At 73.2% G+C, this 14,771-nt stretch carries 11 protein-coding genes; 3 read left to right on the top strand and 8 right to left on the bottom strand.

The features are described 5' to 3' along the window. The first annotated feature begins 179 nt into the window (after nucleotides 1-179). The 3 genes from ABH925_RS27010 (at nucleotide 180) to ABH925_RS27000 (ending at nucleotide 4,666) form a co-directional block, all read left to right on the top strand. On the top strand, nucleotides 180-692 hold the full coding sequence (locus ABH925_RS27010; RefSeq protein ID WP_370151722.1) for a potassium channel family protein: 513 nt from the start codon (nucleotides 180-182) through the stop codon (nucleotides 690-692). Between the two features lie 158 nt (nucleotides 693-850). Further along, nucleotides 851-2,782 (top strand): alkaline phosphatase family protein, encoded by a 1,932-nt coding sequence (locus ABH925_RS27005; RefSeq protein WP_370151720.1) that lies wholly within the window; start codon nucleotides 851-853, stop codon nucleotides 2,780-2,782. 267 nt (nucleotides 2,783-3,049) lie between these two features. Then, on the top strand, nucleotides 3,050-4,666 hold the full coding sequence (locus tag ABH925_RS27000) for a carboxylesterase/lipase family protein (RefSeq protein WP_370151717.1): 1,617 nt from the start codon (nucleotides 3,050-3,052) through the stop codon (nucleotides 4,664-4,666). Nucleotides 4,667-4,712: 46 nt separating this feature from the next. Here the strand turns inward: ABH925_RS27000 and ABH925_RS26995 are convergent, their stop codons facing one another. The 8 genes from ABH925_RS26995 to ABH925_RS26960 all read right to left on the bottom strand — a co-directional run bounded on the left by ABH925_RS26995 (nucleotide 4,713) and on the right by ABH925_RS26960 (nucleotide 12,694). After that, nucleotides 4,713-6,149 carry a zinc ribbon domain-containing protein gene (locus ABH925_RS26995; protein ID WP_370151715.1) on the bottom strand — a complete coding sequence of 479 codons (1,437 nt, stop codon included), beginning with the start codon at nucleotides 6,147-6,149 and terminating at the stop codon, nucleotides 4,713-4,715. Further along, nucleotides 6,146-6,703 carry a phage tail protein gene (locus tag ABH925_RS26990; protein ID WP_370151714.1) on the bottom strand — a complete coding sequence of 186 codons (558 nt, stop codon included), beginning with the start codon at nucleotides 6,701-6,703 and terminating at the stop codon, nucleotides 6,146-6,148. Before ABH925_RS26990 ends, ABH925_RS26995 begins: the two co-directional genes overlap by 4 nt. Next, on the bottom strand, nucleotides 6,700-8,658 hold the full coding sequence (locus ABH925_RS26985) for a putative baseplate assembly protein (RefSeq protein ID WP_370151712.1): 1,959 nt from the start codon (nucleotides 8,656-8,658) through the stop codon (nucleotides 6,700-6,702). Before ABH925_RS26985 ends, ABH925_RS26990 begins: the two co-directional genes overlap by 4 nt. Continuing rightward, entirely contained in the window at nucleotides 8,658-9,104 is a 447-nt protein-coding gene (locus ABH925_RS26980; protein ID WP_370151710.1) for a GPW/gp25 family protein, read from the bottom strand. Before ABH925_RS26980 ends, ABH925_RS26985 begins: the two co-directional genes overlap by 1 nt. A gap of 16 nt (nucleotides 9,105-9,120) precedes the next feature. After that, entirely contained in the window at nucleotides 9,121-11,028 is a 1,908-nt protein-coding gene (locus ABH925_RS26975) for a VgrG-related protein (RefSeq protein ID WP_370151708.1), read from the bottom strand. Then, entirely contained in the window at nucleotides 11,028-11,747 is a 720-nt protein-coding gene (locus ABH925_RS26970; protein WP_370151706.1) for a LysM peptidoglycan-binding domain-containing protein, read from the bottom strand. Before ABH925_RS26970 ends, ABH925_RS26975 begins: the two co-directional genes overlap by 1 nt. After that, nucleotides 11,748-12,185: a phage tail protein gene (locus ABH925_RS26965; RefSeq protein WP_370151703.1), complete on the bottom strand. Its 438-nt coding sequence runs from the start codon at nucleotides 12,183-12,185 to the stop codon at nucleotides 11,748-11,750. Nucleotides 12,186-12,310: 125 nt separating this feature from the next. Next, nucleotides 12,311-12,694: a hypothetical protein gene (locus ABH925_RS26960; protein WP_370151700.1), complete on the bottom strand. Its 384-nt coding sequence runs from the start codon at nucleotides 12,692-12,694 to the stop codon at nucleotides 12,311-12,313. Nucleotides 12,695-14,771 lie beyond the last annotated feature (2,077 nt).

The following is a 14,771-nucleotide window of genomic DNA, read 5'->3' as shown; positions in this document are numbered from 1 at the left end:
GCCGGGTCCGCCGTCCGCGCGTGGTCGGATTGCGGGCGGCCCGGCCGGGACCGAAGATCGGGGTGGCGTGCAGTGCGGGTGAACGGGGAGGTCATGGTGGGTGGGGTCGTCGGCCGGCCGGTGAGCGGCCGGTGAGGACCGGTCGCGGAGGGCGGCAGCCGCAGCGCCCCACCCGCCTCATGGAGCTGTCCCCGCGGCGACGCGCCCGGGCACTCGTGGGCGTCGTCGTCGAGGTGGTCGCCTCGGTCTCGGCGCTGCTGGTCCTGTACGCGCTGGCGCCGCTGGACCGCCCGTGGAGGGACAGCTGGCTGGGGCTGGCCGCGAGCCTGGCGGTCTTCGCCGGAGTGGTCGGCTGGCAGCTGCGCGGAGTGCTGCGGTCCGCGATGCCGATGCTGCGCGCGGCACGGGCGGTCGCGGTCGGCGTCGTGCTGTTCCTGGTGATCTTCGCCTCGCTGTACTGGTCGCTCGCCGACAGTACGCCGGGCTCCTTCAACGAGTCGCTGGACCGCCTCGACGCCCTGTACTTCACCATCTCCGTCTTCGCCACGGTCGGCTTCGGCGACATCGCCCCGGTCAGCCAGACCGCGCGGGCGGCCGTCAGCGTGCAGATGCTGCTCGACCTGGCGGTCCTGGGCCTGGTCGTCCGGCTGGTCATCAGCGTGGCCAGAAGCAGGATGAACAGGCCCGACTGATCAGGCGTCCGATTCGACGGGGGCACCACGGCCCCTGCGCGTTCCTGCGCGGATCTTGGCGTGGCCTGCGCGAAACTGACGGATTGTTCGTCCGATCGACATGAGAACGTCGCCCGGAGGAGGGAGGCGAACCGCTGGGCTCTGGGAATCTCGCCCACATGTCTGAACAACTTGAGGGTCGACCCGCCTGGCACCTGCGCCGCGGAGTCCGTTCCAGCATGGTCATCGCCGCAGCTGTGGCCGTGGTGGGCGCCGGAGTCACGCAGGCCGTCTCCGCTCCCCAGCCCACGGCTTCCGCGCACACCGCCGCCGCCCAGAGCGGCGGCGCGTCACTGACCGAGACGACCACGACGCCGGTGCACCAGGGCGACCAGGTCACCTTCGCCTACTCGACGCCCGCCGCGCAGCTCAGCGCCAAGAACTGGATCGGGATCTACCCGGCCGGAGCCACCCCCGGCACGCAGGGCTCGACCATCTGGCAGTACACCCCCAACGCCAGCGGTAGCGTCAGCTTCGACACCCACACGCTGGCCGCCGGCAACTGGAACGTCTACTACCTCTACAACGACGGCTACACGGTCCTGTCCGGTCCGCTGACCCTGACCGTCCTGCCCGTCGTGACTCCGCCGTCGGGGAACCCGCCGCCCAAGCAGCCGGACACCGGGACCGGGCCCAACCTGATCGTCAACGGCGGGGCCGAGCAGGGTGAGGGCACCCTCGACGGCGTCGACACCAACACGGTGCCCGGCTGGAAGGTCACCGGACTGCTCAACTCCGTGGCCTACGGCGCCCAGGGCGGAGAGGGGGTCTCCGGCTACCCGACGCTCACCTCGACCGGGCCGGTGGACCGCGGCCAGAACTTCTTCTCCGGCGGTGGTGGCGGCGTCAGCACCGGTACCCAGACCGCCGACGTGTCGGCCGCGGCCAAGCGCATCGACAAGGGCACCGTCAGCTACAACCTGACCGGCTGGCTCGGCGGCACCGGTTCGCTGGCCGACAACGCCACGGTGACCAGCACCTTCCTCAACGGCAAGGGCAAGGCGCTGGGAACGGCCACCCTCAAGCCGGTCACCGCGGCGCAGCGCGGCAACACCACCGAGCTGCTGCCCGTGCAGGCGCTGGGGAAGATCCCGGCCGGCACCCGCTCGATCCGCACCGTGCTCACCATCACCGGCAACCTGCCCACCGACCGTACCGGCCACGGCCAGGGTTACGCCGACGACCTCTCGCTGCGGATCTCCGCGCCGGTCCCGGCCCCGGCACTGCCCCTGCCCTCGCAGGCCCACGTCCCCGGGTACGACCACGTCTTCGTCGTGATGATGGAGAACCAGGACTACAACGGCATCGTCGGCAACAAGAGCAAGGCGCCGTACCTCAACAGCCTGCTCCCCAAGGGCGCCAGTCTCACCAACGCCGTCGGCGAGACCCACCCGAGCGACCCCAACTACGTCGCCCTGGCCGGCGGCAGCCTGTTCGGCGTCACCGGCAACACGCCGTTCACCAGCACCGTCAACGCCCAGCACATCGGCGACCTGGTCGACAACGCCGGTGGCAGCTGGCGCGGTTACATGGAGAACGCGGCCACGCCGTGTGACACCACCAGCCACGGCGCCTACACCATCGACGACCTGCCGTTCTACTTCTTCAACGACATCAAGAACAACCCGGCCAACTGCCAGGCGCACCTGCTGCCGCTCACCCAGATGACCACCGACCTGAAGTCGGCCGCGACCACGCCCACCTTCGCCTGGCTCAGCGCCGACGACTGCGACGACATGGAGGGCTGCGGCGTCACCGCCGGTGACACCTGGCTCTCCAAGACGCTGCCGACCCTCTTCAACTCGCCTGCCTGGAAGACCCAGCGCTCGCTTCTCATCGTCACCTGGGACGAGGACGCGGCCGACGGGCAGAAGCAGCTGCAGCGGATCCCCACCCTGGTCCTCGGCTCCCAGGGCGTCCGGGCCGGCAGCACCTCCGCCGACCGCTACACCCACTACAGCGTGCTGCGCACCGTCGAGGCGGCACTCAGCCTGCCCAGCCTCACCAAGAACGACCTCTACGCCGACCCGATCAACGGCATCTGGAAGTAGCACCAGCCAGGCGCACCCTCGGCAGAGCCCGAGGGTGCGCCCGCAGCGGCCAGGCCGCGCGCGATACCGGCCGCGTGCGGGGGAGCCACGCCGTGAGTCTGATGAGACGTCAAACACCTTCTGGTGCATGCCTCATCCGCCGCCGCATCTCCAGCCGGGGGTGGAGACGGGCTGTCCACCCGGGCTCCGATGACCTCGGGTGGTCGGCTCGTCGATGCTGGGCCCGGGGGCCGCCTCCGTGCGCGGCACCATGAGGAGGAGACCGTGATGTTCCCGGGGATGAAGGCGCTACGGCGCAGGATCGGCGCGGTGGTGGCGGTGCTCGCCCTTGCGCTGGGCATGGTGGCGGGCCTGCCGGGGCCTGCCGGTGCGGCGTCCCGGGCGGGTTGCCTGGTGCGGACCTCGCTGGGCCGGGTCCAGGGCGCACCGGAGGCGGGGACCTGCTCCTACCTCGGCGTGCCGTACGCCGCGCCGCCCACCGGCGCCCGGCGGTTCCGGCCGCCGGCCCCGCCCGCGCCCTGGCACGGCGTCCTGCCGGCGACCGTCGCGAAGCCGGGCTGCCCGCAGGACCTCACCGACGCGGGCGGCGGCGGGGTCGAGGACTGTCTGCATGTCGACATCTGGTCGTCGCGGGCGCCGGGCGGGAACAAGCCCGTCATGGTGTTTCTGCACGGCGGAGCCGACGTCTACGGATCCGCCGGCGACTCCGGGTACGACGGCGCCGAACTCGCCGCGCGGGGCGGTGCGATCGTGGTCGGGGTGGACTACCGGCTTGGCGTGCTGGGCTGGACGGAGCTCGGCGGCCTCGATCCGCGGTACGCCGGGTCGGGCGACAACGGGCTGCGTGACCAGATCGCGGCGCTGGCCTGGGTGCGGCAGCACGTCCGCTCCTTCGGTGGCAACCCGCGGGATGTCACCGTCTTCGGTGAGTCCGCGGGGGCGATCTCGATCGACGCACTGCTGGCCGGACACCAGCCCGAGCGGCTGTTCAGCCGCGCCGTCGCCGAGAGCGGGCCGGGATACCTGGTGCACACCCGGGACTACGCTCAGGCGGTCGCGTCGCGTGTGCTGACCGCGGGCGGCATCCGCAGTATCGGCCAGCTGGACTCCCTGACGACGCAGCAGGTCCTGCTCCTGCAGCAGAAGGCGCAGAACGGCCTGTCCGGTCTGGCCGGTGCCGTGTTCTTCGGGCCCTACATCGACGGGTCGCTGGTGCCCGGACCCGTGGTCGACCGGATCGCCGCAGGCAGTGCCCGCAACGTCGACGTGATGGTCGGGACCAACGAGAACGAGACCGACTACTTCGCGATGTTCGAACCGGCGGTGCTGAACTATCCGCTCAGTGCCTACCGCAGCTTCCCGGCCGTGCTCGCGGCCCGCAAGCAGCAGATGTTCGACGTCTACGCCGCGGACCGCCCGGGGGAGACCGAGGGCCGGGTCGTGAACGCGATGCTCACCGACCAGCTCGAACGGGTGCCCACCCTGCGGCTCGCCGAGGCCCAGTCGCACTGGCGGCCCACCTACGTCTACCAGTTCGACTGGCATGTGCCCTACGTCGAGGGGCTGCCCGCGGCCCAGAACCTCGGTGCCATGCACACCCTGGAACTGCCGTTCGTGTTCGGGAACCTCGACCTGGGCAGGGTCCCGCGCGGGGCGGCGACCGTCGCCGCGAACCGGCCGGCACTGACCCGGCTGTCTCACGACATGATCGGCGCCTGGACCTCGTTCGCCCGCTCCGGCGCCCCCGGCTGGCCGTCCTATACGGCAGCGGTCCGCGCGACCCGGATCTGGGACCTGCGACCGAGCGTGCAGGACGCCCCACAGGAGAACGAGCGGGCCCTGTGGAACGACTACTCCTTCCCCGACTGGGACTTCCTGGCGTAGGCCCGTCGCCGCAGGCCGGGTGCGACCCCGGGACGGTGCCTCGCCGTCAGGAGTTGCCGGCGCTGGACGGGCCGAAGAACTCGATCTCGGCGATGGCCACCTGCTTGTCCGGCGCGGCGCCGTAGGCCGAGCGAATGATGAAGCGGACGTCGGTGACCGAGCCGACCCGGAAGTCGCGGGTCTGGCCCCCGCTGACCTGGTCCAGGGTGAGGAAGACGGACTTGGTCCTGCCGTCGGCGGTGGTGACGACGGCCTCGATGCTGTGCGGGAGGGCGGACTTCGCCAGGTCGCTCGGCTGGGTCGATTCGCCCGAGGTGATGACCAGGTTCAGCAGGCGGGTCGGCTGGTCGAAGTGGGCGTCGATCCACTGGCCCGCGCCGTCCCCGGAGATGCCGGGTCCCCACCAGGTGTTGTTGATCTTGTCGAAGGCCAGCTCGGGACCGTGGCCGGGGAACGACCGGGAGGCGGTGGAGGAGTCCGGCGACACCGGGGCCCGCTTGGCGAAGTGGTCGCTCACCGCCTGGACTGCCGTGCCGACGTTGAGCGCGGCGTACACCACCAGCGTCAGCAGCGCGGCCCAGCCCACCCAGGTCGCGATGCGGCCCAGGTCCCGGCGCAGCCGGGGCCGCTCGCCGGCCCACGGCACCCGCCGCTCGCGGAGGCCCGGGAGCCGGCGCCACCAGGGCCGGCGGGCCGGGTCCTGCGACCGTCCGGCCATGCTCATCGCGCAGCGACGGCAGAAGTGGCGGTCGGGCCGGTTGCCGGTGCCGCACCACGGACAGGGGGCGCCGCCCTCGTCGCCCGACTCCGCGCCGGGCGCCTGGACCTGCGGCGGCGCCGCGATCGGACGCCCCGGCAGGACGGGCGCGACCGACGGCGTGGACGCCACCGGCTGCGCCGGGTCGGCAACCGGCACGAGCAGGGCCCGGGCCCGTTCGGCGGCGGAGACCGTCGGCTGCGGGACCGCTGGCTGTGGCACGGTCGGCTGCGGGAGGGTCGGCTGCGGGACGGTATCCGGGGCTTTGGTCGGTTCGGCGATGCCCGTAGGGGGCCCCGCCATCGGGGTGCCCGGCTCCGGCGGGGCCGCCGCCGGAGGGAAGGCCGGTCGCGGCGGGACGGCCGCCGGGGGGAGGGGAGCGGCGGCGGGAGCCAGTGGCTGGGGCACCGTGTCGTCTTCGGCCCGGACGGCGGCGGGGGCAGCAGAGGCAGCAGTGGCGGCCGTGGACGCGTCGGACCGGGACCGGGACGCGGCGTCTGACGCGGGCTCGGCTGCGGGCTCCGGCGACAGGGCCGCAGGTGCGGGCTTCGGCGCGGGTGCGGGCGCCGTCCCGGGCGTGGCGGCGCGCTCCCGGTCCGGGGTCCAGCTGAGCACCGCGCCGCAGCCGTCGCAGAACGACTGGCCCAGGGGCGACCGGGTGCCGCACTCGGCGCAGGTCTGGGCGGCGCCACCCTCGGGGCCTTGGTCGGAGGTCTGGCTGGTCACCTGTGGGGAGTCCTTTCGGCGGCGGTCACCTGGACCGTGTAGGGCATGTGGGCGGGGCGGGCGGCGGCCACGACGGTCTCCAGCCGGTGCCGGTCGGCGGGCGTCGGGTCGGGCAGCGCGACGGCGACGTGCAGGCGCGGGCGGGGTTCGCCGGGTACCGGGCCCAGCGGCCGGGCGTCCCAGGCGGCGGCGCCGCTCTCGGTGATCTCCGGCTCCACGCCGAAGGCGAGACGTACCGCCTCGGCCAGGCCGCGCCGGGTGCCACGGATCCGGTGCAGGCCCGCGGCGGCCGCGACCGCCGCGCGGAGCACCGCCTCCGACTCCACCCCGTCGGTCTCCGCGCCGACCCAGTCGCCGAGCCAGCGGGTGAAGTCGACGGGGGCCAACGACGGGTCGAAGTAGGCTTCCAGGCAGTCCAGGACGTTGTGGATCGGGGCCAGCACCTCGTCAAGACCGGCGACGAAGCGCTGGGCCAGGTCGTCCTCGGCGAAGACGGCGGGCAGCATCCCGCCCAGCGGGGCGGAGGACTCCAGACCGTCGATGGAACCCCTCACGACGGGTCCCCGATCACGCGGACCCGGTGGTCGAAGGAGAAGACCAGGGACGGGGCGTCGAGGTTGATCCGCTCCGTCGCGTCGCCGCGCTTGCCGGTCAGCGGGTCGGCCGGGTGCAGCAGCACCTCGTCGACGAGCTCGATGCCGGGCACCCGCTGCAGCACCGCGAAGACCTCGCCCGACTGCACCGGGCGGCCGAACGGCCAGCCGGTGCCGTGGGCTCCGCCGACCAGCGGGTCGAGGTGCCGGTACAGGGCGTCATGGGCCTGCCGGCGGACCCGGTCGGTGTCGGTGCCCCGGAAGGCGTGCACGGTCGCGACGACGGTGACGCCCTGGTAGTACGGCGGGCCGACGGCCAGCCGGGTGCCGATCAGCCGACGGTCGTCGAGATACCGGGTGATCCGCTCCAGCAGCGCGTCGCCCGGGACCAGTTGCTCGAAACGCAGCCGTCCGCCGGGGTCGGGCACGGCCTGCGGGACCACCAGCACCCGTACCGCGTGGGCGCCGTGCTGGTCCGGGTCGCCTTCGAGGCAGGTGATCCGGGCGGTCTCCGGGGCGGCGCGCCGGGCCAGCTCCTCGTAGTCGCGCAGGGTCACCGCGCGGTCCTGGGCGCGCAGCGTGATCGGGGCGCGGGCCTTCGCCTCGGCGACGGTCTCACCGTCCACCCCGCCGCCGGCGGCCTCGCGGTTGACGACCTCGGAGACGTAGGGGACGGAGCTGCGCAGCACCTGGACCGCGCCCCGGGCGACGTTGCCCGCCCTTCCGCCGCCGGTGCGGTACCGGCGGGCGCGGATGAAGGCGCCCTTGGACGGCACGCCGCCGTACTGGCGCAGGGTGCCGTCGGGTTCGCGGACGGCGGGGCCGAAGGCGATCTCGCCGGTGGTCGCGTCCAGGGTGAGGTGGCGGTCGTCCGGGCCGGAGGTGGTGAAGTGCGGGACGACCTCCCAGTCGGCCCAGCCGTCGTCCTCGGCGACCTGGAGCAGCAGCGGGGGCACATCGCCGACCACGGGTGCGTGGGCGAGCCGAAGCCGCTGGCCGGGCAGCCCGGTGGACTCCCCGAGCCCCTCGTCCCGCACCGTCTCGGAGTGCACCACGCGGGTGGTGCCGCCGATGGTGAACGCCTCGGCCGACCGGACCGTGGGCGAGGTGGTGTAGAAGGGCTGGTCGGGCAGCGGGTCGGTGACCCGGCAGCGGAGCCAGCCCGCCTCGCGCCGCCCGAAGCGGGACAGGGTGTGGCCGCCGGGGACGTGCAGGACCACCTCGCCGGGACGGTTGAGGCCGCCGGTGCCGTCTCGGTCGACCTCGCACGCGCTCCAGCCGTCGGGGGTCCACGCCTCCCAGACCAGCGGCGGCTGCCGGGGGTCCACACCGACGCCGTCGACCCGGCTGTCGAGCGTCAGCGCCACCGCGCAGTGCGGGACGGCCGCGCTCAGCCCCAGCAGCAGGCAGTCCCCGGGCTGCGGCGACTCGGCGAAGCAGAGCAGGTCCTTGCCCTCGGCGAGGTCCGAAGTCCGGTCGACCACCGACTCCCCGTGGTGCTGGACCACGAGGTAGGACAACTCGCTGGACACCACCACGAGTTCGCGCTCGGTGGCGAAGACCGCGGCCTCCTCGCTCTCGGTGCGGGCGGTGGCGACCTCGGTGCCCAGGGGCACCCGGACGGCCTCGTCCAGGGGAGCGGACAGCCAGAAGGTGACATCGGTGCGCGCGGCAGACGGCGGGAAGCGGGTGATCCCGATGAGGTCGAGGAAGGCCAGGTGGTTCTTCTCCGGCACGCGGTTGAGCCGGTACACCACCTGGTCGGCCATGTGGGCGACCGTCTCGATCAGGGTGACGCCGGGGTCGGACACGTTGTGGTCGGTCCATTCCGGGGCGCGCTGCTGGATGTAGCGCTTGGCGTCGTCGACGAACTGCTGGAAGCGGCGGTCGTCGAGGTTGGGGGAGGGCAGTGCCATCAGCGGTCGCTTTCGGTGGCCGGTCCCCGGCCCGGGGACGCCTCGCCGGGGGAGTCGTGGGAGGGGATGACGTAGAACGGGAAGACCAGGCTGCGCGGGTTGTTGGTGCCCCGGATCGAGTAGCGGACGTCGATGTAGAGCACGCCCTGGTCCTCGCCGGCCGTCACCTGGACGTCCTCGACCTCGATGCGCGGCTCCCAGCGGTCCAGGCTGGCGTACACCTCGTGCTGGATGCGGCCCGCGGTGGCCTCGTTGACGGGGGCGAAGACCATGTCGTGGATGGCGCAGCCGAATTCGGGGCGCATCGGCCGTTCGCCCGGCGCGGTCGCCAGCACCAGCCGCATCGCCTCCTCGACCTCGCGTTCCCCGCTGACCAGGGCGATGCCGCCGGTGGGGCCGATCCGCATCGGGAACGCCCAGCCGGTGCCGACGAACTGCTCTGCCATCAGACCACCTCTGCCATCAGACCACCGGCAATGCGTTGGCGGTGACGACGCCCACCATCGCGACGTTGAGGCCGCCGATGTTGACGTTCGCGGGCGAGGCGAGGACCAGCGAGGCCTCGCCGGACAGCAGGGCGGTGCCCAGCGCGTTCATCTCCAGCGCCGCCCCGGCGTTCACGGTGACCGCCGCCAGCCCCTCGATGCTGAACGGGCCCAGCGACTTGGCGTTGACGGTGCTCGCCTCGATGTTGAGGATGCCGCCGCTCTTGATCGAGAGGTCTCCGCCCGCCTCCAGCGACATGGTCGCCCCGGCCTTGACGGACACCGAGGTGGTGCCGGTGATGGTGACGTCGCCCTTGCTGTCGATGCTGATCTCGGTGCCGGTCCGGTCCAGGTTGATGGTCAGCCGGTCGTCGCCGGTGCTCAGCCGCACCCCGCGCTTGCCGCCGGCGCTCTGGTCGAGCAGGTCCAGACGGTTGTTGCTGCGGTCGGCCAGGGTGCGCCGGTTGATCTTTCCGCTGGTCGGATGGAAGACCGGGACGTCGCCGCGCGGGGGCATGTCCTTGCCGTTGTAGAGGCCGCCGATGACGAAGGGGTGGTCCAGGGCGCCCCGGTCGAACGCCACCAGCACCTCGTCGCCGACGTCCGGGGTGATCAGCCCGCCGCCGCCCTTCCCGCCGAACTGCACGCTACGGGTCCAGTCGCTGATGTACAGGTCGTCCAGCCAGGGGAACCGCAGCTTGACCCGGCCCTGCTTGAGCGGGTCCTTGACGTCGGTGACCAGGGCGTTGGCGACGCTCGGCAGCCGGGGTACGGCCCCGGTGCCGCCCGAGGCGAGGCCGTACAGCGAACGCCACTGGCGTCCGCTGACGGTCAGCACGGTCGTGTAGTGCTCGCTGTCCCCGAAGCTGTGGCGCGCGGCGGTGACGGTGTACTGGCCCTCGAAGGGCTTGCCCACGTCGGAGAGGGTGACCGGGCGGCCGGGACGCAGCAGGGGATTGCCGTACACGGTCACCTCCAACTCGGCGAAGGCGGCGGTCACGTCCGCGGCGAGGGCGTCGGCGGCGTTCTTCACCTCGGCCTGCTTGTCGTAGGGCGTGTCCGTCTCCACCAGCGTGACCGGGCCGAAGGCGCTGACGGCCCTGGCGGGCGAGGTCCCGATGGTGATGCCGGGGTTGGCCTCCGCGGTCGCCCGGCCGATCAGGTCCCGCTTGGCCGTCACGTCCCAGCCGCGCGCCTCCACGGTGGCCACCTGGTCGGCGGCGGTGACCGCGGCGCGGCAGCGCAGGATGTCGACGCCGCCCTGCAGGACGGACGGGCTCTTCTCGCTCGCCAGGCCCACCGGCGGCGCGCCGGACGCCGGTTCGGGTCTGACGAACCGGAGCTCGCCCTCGGCGCTGAGGGACAGCACCCTGTCGTTCTCGTCGGCGAGCCGGCAGAGGAAGTCCCAGTCGGTGACATTGGCCTGGGTGATGAACTCGTACTCGGTCTTCGTCGCGTGGACGGTGCCGAGCGGGACGCTGTCCTTGCCGGCCAGCTCGGCCACGATGGCGGAGGCGGTCATCCTGGTGTAGCCGACCACCCGGCGCTGCCGCAGCAACCGGTGGCCCAGGTCGTAGCCGCGGACGACGGTGTAGGTGCCGGTGCCGTCGTAGTCCGTCTCCAGCCCGGTGACCTCGCCGGTGAGCAGCGGCGACTGCGCCCCCTGACCGTCGGCGACCGGGGCCAGCACCACCTTGGTGCCGAGTTCGATACCGGCCTCGCCGAGCAACTGCTTCTTCGGGTCGCGGAAGGTGAGCTGGAACGCGCCCGGCACACCGGCGCCGAAGTCGACCCAGCCCGCCACCAGCAGCGTGGAGAGGGGCTCCTTGAGCACCACGCCGCCGATCGTGACGTGCAGGACGTTGGAGTAGCCGATCTGCGTCATCAGTGGCCGACCTCTTCAGCGGCGGGGAGCATGAGTTCGGTACCCGGGCGCAGCTGTGCCGGGTCGTCGATGCCGTTGGCCTCGGCGATGGTGCGCCAGGCGGTGGCGTCCCCGTACTCGCGCCAGGCCAGGAACTGCAGCGAGTCGCCCGAGACCACCCGGTGCACCCGCCGGGCGGTGAGCGCGCCGGAGGTGGGGTTCTGGCCGGCGGTCATGCTCGGGATCTCGTTCAGCTGCACCTGGCAGACGGCGCGGGTCGGCACCCCGGTGGTGCTGAACTGGACGTACGACACGTCCACCGAGCTGATGTAGGCGGTGAAGCGCACGGTGGAGTGTGCGCCCCAGTTGAAGACCACCCAGGGCGTCGAGGGCTGCTTCGCCGAAATGCTGGCCGAGGTCGTCTCGCAGCATGAGAAGAGCAACTCGACGTTCTTGCGCACGTCGTGGCTGTCCGGGTCCTGCGAACGGTCCAGCAGGATCTCCAGCGACAGGGTGCGCGGGACCGGGCCCATGAATTCCGGGACCGATCCCGAGCGCGCGGCCGCGGCCGGGCTCCTCCGCCACTGGGCACGGCGGCTCAGCGCCAGCTGGGACGGGTTGAAGTCGAAGTCCAGGGTCTTCATCAGGGCGCCCGGTGTGGTGCTGTAGCCGACGGGCGGCTGGTGAATGGCCAGGGAGGCCCGCACCAGGCTCTTGCCCGCGCCTCCGCTGCCCGCCATCTACGCCGCCCCCGCGTCGGTGAAGCCGTGGTGGGTGATCTCCAGGGTCTCCACGGCCACGGCCGGACTGGACGGGTTGAGCGACGGCCCCCTCCAGCTCACCGGGAGCACGTCGATCAGCCCCCAGCGGGCGACGACCGAGCCGTCGGCGCGCTTCGCGGCGATCTGCGCGGTGGGGCGGGTGATGCCGGTGGTGACGGAGCTGATCCAGGCCGCGACCTTGGAGGTGTCGGGGGTGAGCGGGCGGGTCAGCGTGATGGTGGAGAACGTGACCCGGGACGGCAGTTGCCACACGAAGCCGTTGTTGCCGCCCTCCTGGTGCTGATGGATCTCCACGGTGGAGGAGAGTCCTTCGCAGGTGTTGAAGTCGCCCAGGCTCTCACCGTCGATGGTCAGGTTGAAGAAGATGGTGGAACCGGGGTCCAGGTCCTGGGGCATCGGATGCGGCCTTCCTGCGGGCGGGTCGTGGCGGTGCGGGGCGGCGTGTCGGCCGCGGCTGCGGGTCTGCGGGTTTGCAGGTCCGTGGGTTCGCGGGGCGGGCGAGCGGTCAGCGGGTCCGCGGGTCAGCGTCGGGGGTCACGCAATCTGCCGATCCGCTCGCGGTCGAGTCGGAGCTCGGTCCGCAGCAGCCTGGTCAGCGGGCCGATCAGCCGGTGGCTCAGCTCGTCGACCTGTCCGTCGGAGAGCGCGCGGGCGTCGAACCCGCCGGTGGTGCTGTTCGGGTCGTGCCGGCTGTACGCCGGCGGATCGTCGGTGGCCCGAGAAGTGGTGGCCTGAGAGCCGGTGGCCGGATTGTCGGCGGACGCGCTGTACGGCGGAGGCGGGATCGACCTGCCACCTCCGCCACCGCTGCCGCCTTCGCCGCCGCCGACGTCCCGTTGGACGGCGACCGGCGTCGGCCGTGATCGCGGCCGCGGTGGTGGTGGCGGGGAAACCGGCGTTCGCACCGGGGCGGCCACAGGGGGAGTCGCCGACGCGCGCTGTACCGGCAACGCCACCGACGGCGCGGGCGCGGCCATCGTGACCGGTACCGGACGGTCAGGCCCGTGCCCGTGCCCGTGCCCGTGCGGTGCGCTTGAGGGCACGGCCGGGCCCGGCGCAACGCTGCGGAGTGGAGCCGACCGCAGCACGGCGGGGAAGGCCTGCGCCACACCGCTGAACCTGAGGCCCTCGGCGCTGCGTTGGACCGGAGCGGCAGCCTGCGACGCGGGAGGGCGCGAGTCCGGACCGCCAGCTGCGGCCCGTGCGGCGCGCTGCACGGAAGGCCCAGCCGGTGCCGGTGCCGGTACACGGACTGTACGTGCAGTCGTGGCTGAACCTGCGGGCCCCTCCGTCGGCCCGAGGGCGGCGGCGCGCAGCGGAACCGCGCTCGGCGTGCCCTGCCGCTGGACTGCGACGCCCGATGGGGGCATCAGCGGCCGCACCGAGGCCAACGGCCGTAGCGGCGGCAGCACTTGATCGGCGACGGGCGGCGCGGACCGATGCACGGTGGGTGCCGACGGCGTGCCGGCAGCCGGAGTCGGCCGCTCCACCGGGGGCGAACCAGGCGTCACGCCGACCACAGGGCCGGGCGTGACGGCAGTCCGGATGCCTCCAGCAGGAGTTGACGGAACAGCAGAACCCGTTGGGCGAACTGCCGTTGCCCGCTGCACCGTCGGGCCGGCCCCGGCGGCGGGCCGGGAGGATCGTCCGGTGAGCGGCACTGCCCCCGGGGGCGGCGCGGCCAACGGGGCACCGAGCAGTGGGCGGCGACGCGGGGTCGAGGGGCCGGCCGGGGTCGACAGCGGGCTGCTGGAGAGCCCGGCGCCAGGACCGACCGGAACCCCGCCGCTGGGCGCGCCCAGCCCCGACGCCCGGCGCTGCACGGGCGCCGCACTCTGCGGCGCCGGCACGACCGAGGGGTTGCCCGCGCCGCGTGGACCAGGCTGGGCCAACTGCTGGACCGATCCTGCTCCAGGCCCAGCAAGGGGCAGCGCAGTTGAGGCCGGTGCGGGTACGCCGCCCATCCCGGATGCGGCGCCCGGAACAACCCGCCGCTGCACCGGCGACGAGACCGGCGACGGGATGTCAGCTCCGGAAGGAGGTCCACCCGGGACGACCCGCCGCTGAAGGGAGCGTGGGACAGGGGGCGGGGCATCCGTCGGCGTGACGCCGCCGGGCGCTGTGGTGGGTGCAGGGTTGGCGGCGCGCGCAGGAAGGGCACCTGTTCGCGGAGCCGTCACGGATGCCGCGGCCGCGCTCGGTGGGACCTGACGCTGCACCGGTGGCGGGACGGGCGATGGGAGCGGTCCGGGTGATGGCGTGTCGCCGCCGCCCGGGGCGGTGGTGCGGGCCGCGCGAGCTGTCCCGGCTGGCGGCGCACCCGTTTCCTTGGCCCCGGCAGGCACCTCCGCCGCGCCCGGTACGACGCGCCGCTGAACCACTGGCACGCCAGGCAGTTGATCCGGAACCTGGCCAGCCGAGCCCGGTGCTGGTATGGGTGCCGGTGCTGAGCGTGGAGCCGGGGTGGGCGCCGAGCCCGGAGCTGAGGACGGGGCATGGACCGGTGACGCGGGGGCCGCCGAGACCGCAGGCGCGGCCGGAGTCGAGGCCTGGACCGGAACTGCCGGCGGCGGACCTGGAGTTGAGGCGCGGATCGGAACGGGCGGGGCCGGAGCCGGGGACGGTGGAGCGGGCGAAGGGGCCTGGGCCGGAACGGAGAGTGGTTGCGCCGGGGGCGAGGACTGGACCGGGACCGGCGGAGTCGGTGACGTTTGGGGCGGAGCTGAGGGTGAGGCTTGAACGGGGGCCGGCTGAGCTCGATCCGGGGTCGAGGTCTGGACTGGCACCGATGGGGCCGGAACTGACGACGGTGCAGCCGGAGACGCACCCCGGACCGGTACCGGCGGGGCGGGATCCGAGTGCACTGGAGCGGGGGACGAGGCCCCGCCGGGAACCGAGGGCGGTCGACGCGAGGACGAGCTCTGGACCGGTACCGGCGACGGCGTTCCCCCACTCGGGGTCGGCACAACCCGGCCCAGGGAC

The organism is Streptacidiphilus sp. EB129 (genome assembly GCF_041262645.1).
Classification (GTDB): domain Bacteria; phylum Actinomycetota; class Actinomycetes; order Streptomycetales; family Streptomycetaceae; genus Streptacidiphilus.
This window is presented reverse-complemented; position numbering and strand designations above follow the sequence as displayed.

Excerpts from the sequence above, each read along its gene's own strand:
- ABH925_RS27010 (WP_370151722.1), top strand. The coding sequence starts at position 180 with ATGGAGCTGTCCCCGCGGCGACGCGCCCGGGCACTCGTGGGCGTCGTC.
- ABH925_RS27005 (WP_370151720.1), top strand. The coding sequence starts at position 851 with ATGTCTGAACAACTTGAGGGTCGACCCGCCTGGCACCTGCGCCGCGGA.
- ABH925_RS27000 (WP_370151717.1), top strand. The coding sequence starts at position 3,050 with ATGTTCCCGGGGATGAAGGCGCTACGGCGCAGGATCGGCGCGGTGGTG.
- ABH925_RS26985 (WP_370151712.1), bottom strand. The coding sequence starts at position 8,658 with ATGGCACTGCCCTCCCCCAACCTCGACGACCGCCGCTTCCAGCAGTTC.
- ABH925_RS26980 (WP_370151710.1), bottom strand. The coding sequence starts at position 9,104 with ATGGCAGAGCAGTTCGTCGGCACCGGCTGGGCGTTCCCGATGCGGATC.
- ABH925_RS26975 (WP_370151708.1), bottom strand. The coding sequence starts at position 11,028 with ATGACGCAGATCGGCTACTCCAACGTCCTGCACGTCACGATCGGCGGC.
- ABH925_RS26970 (WP_370151706.1), bottom strand. The coding sequence starts at position 11,747 with ATGGCGGGCAGCGGAGGCGCGGGCAAGAGCCTGGTGCGGGCCTCCCTG.
- ABH925_RS26965 (WP_370151703.1), bottom strand. The coding sequence starts at position 12,185 with ATGCCCCAGGACCTGGACCCCGGTTCCACCATCTTCTTCAACCTGACC.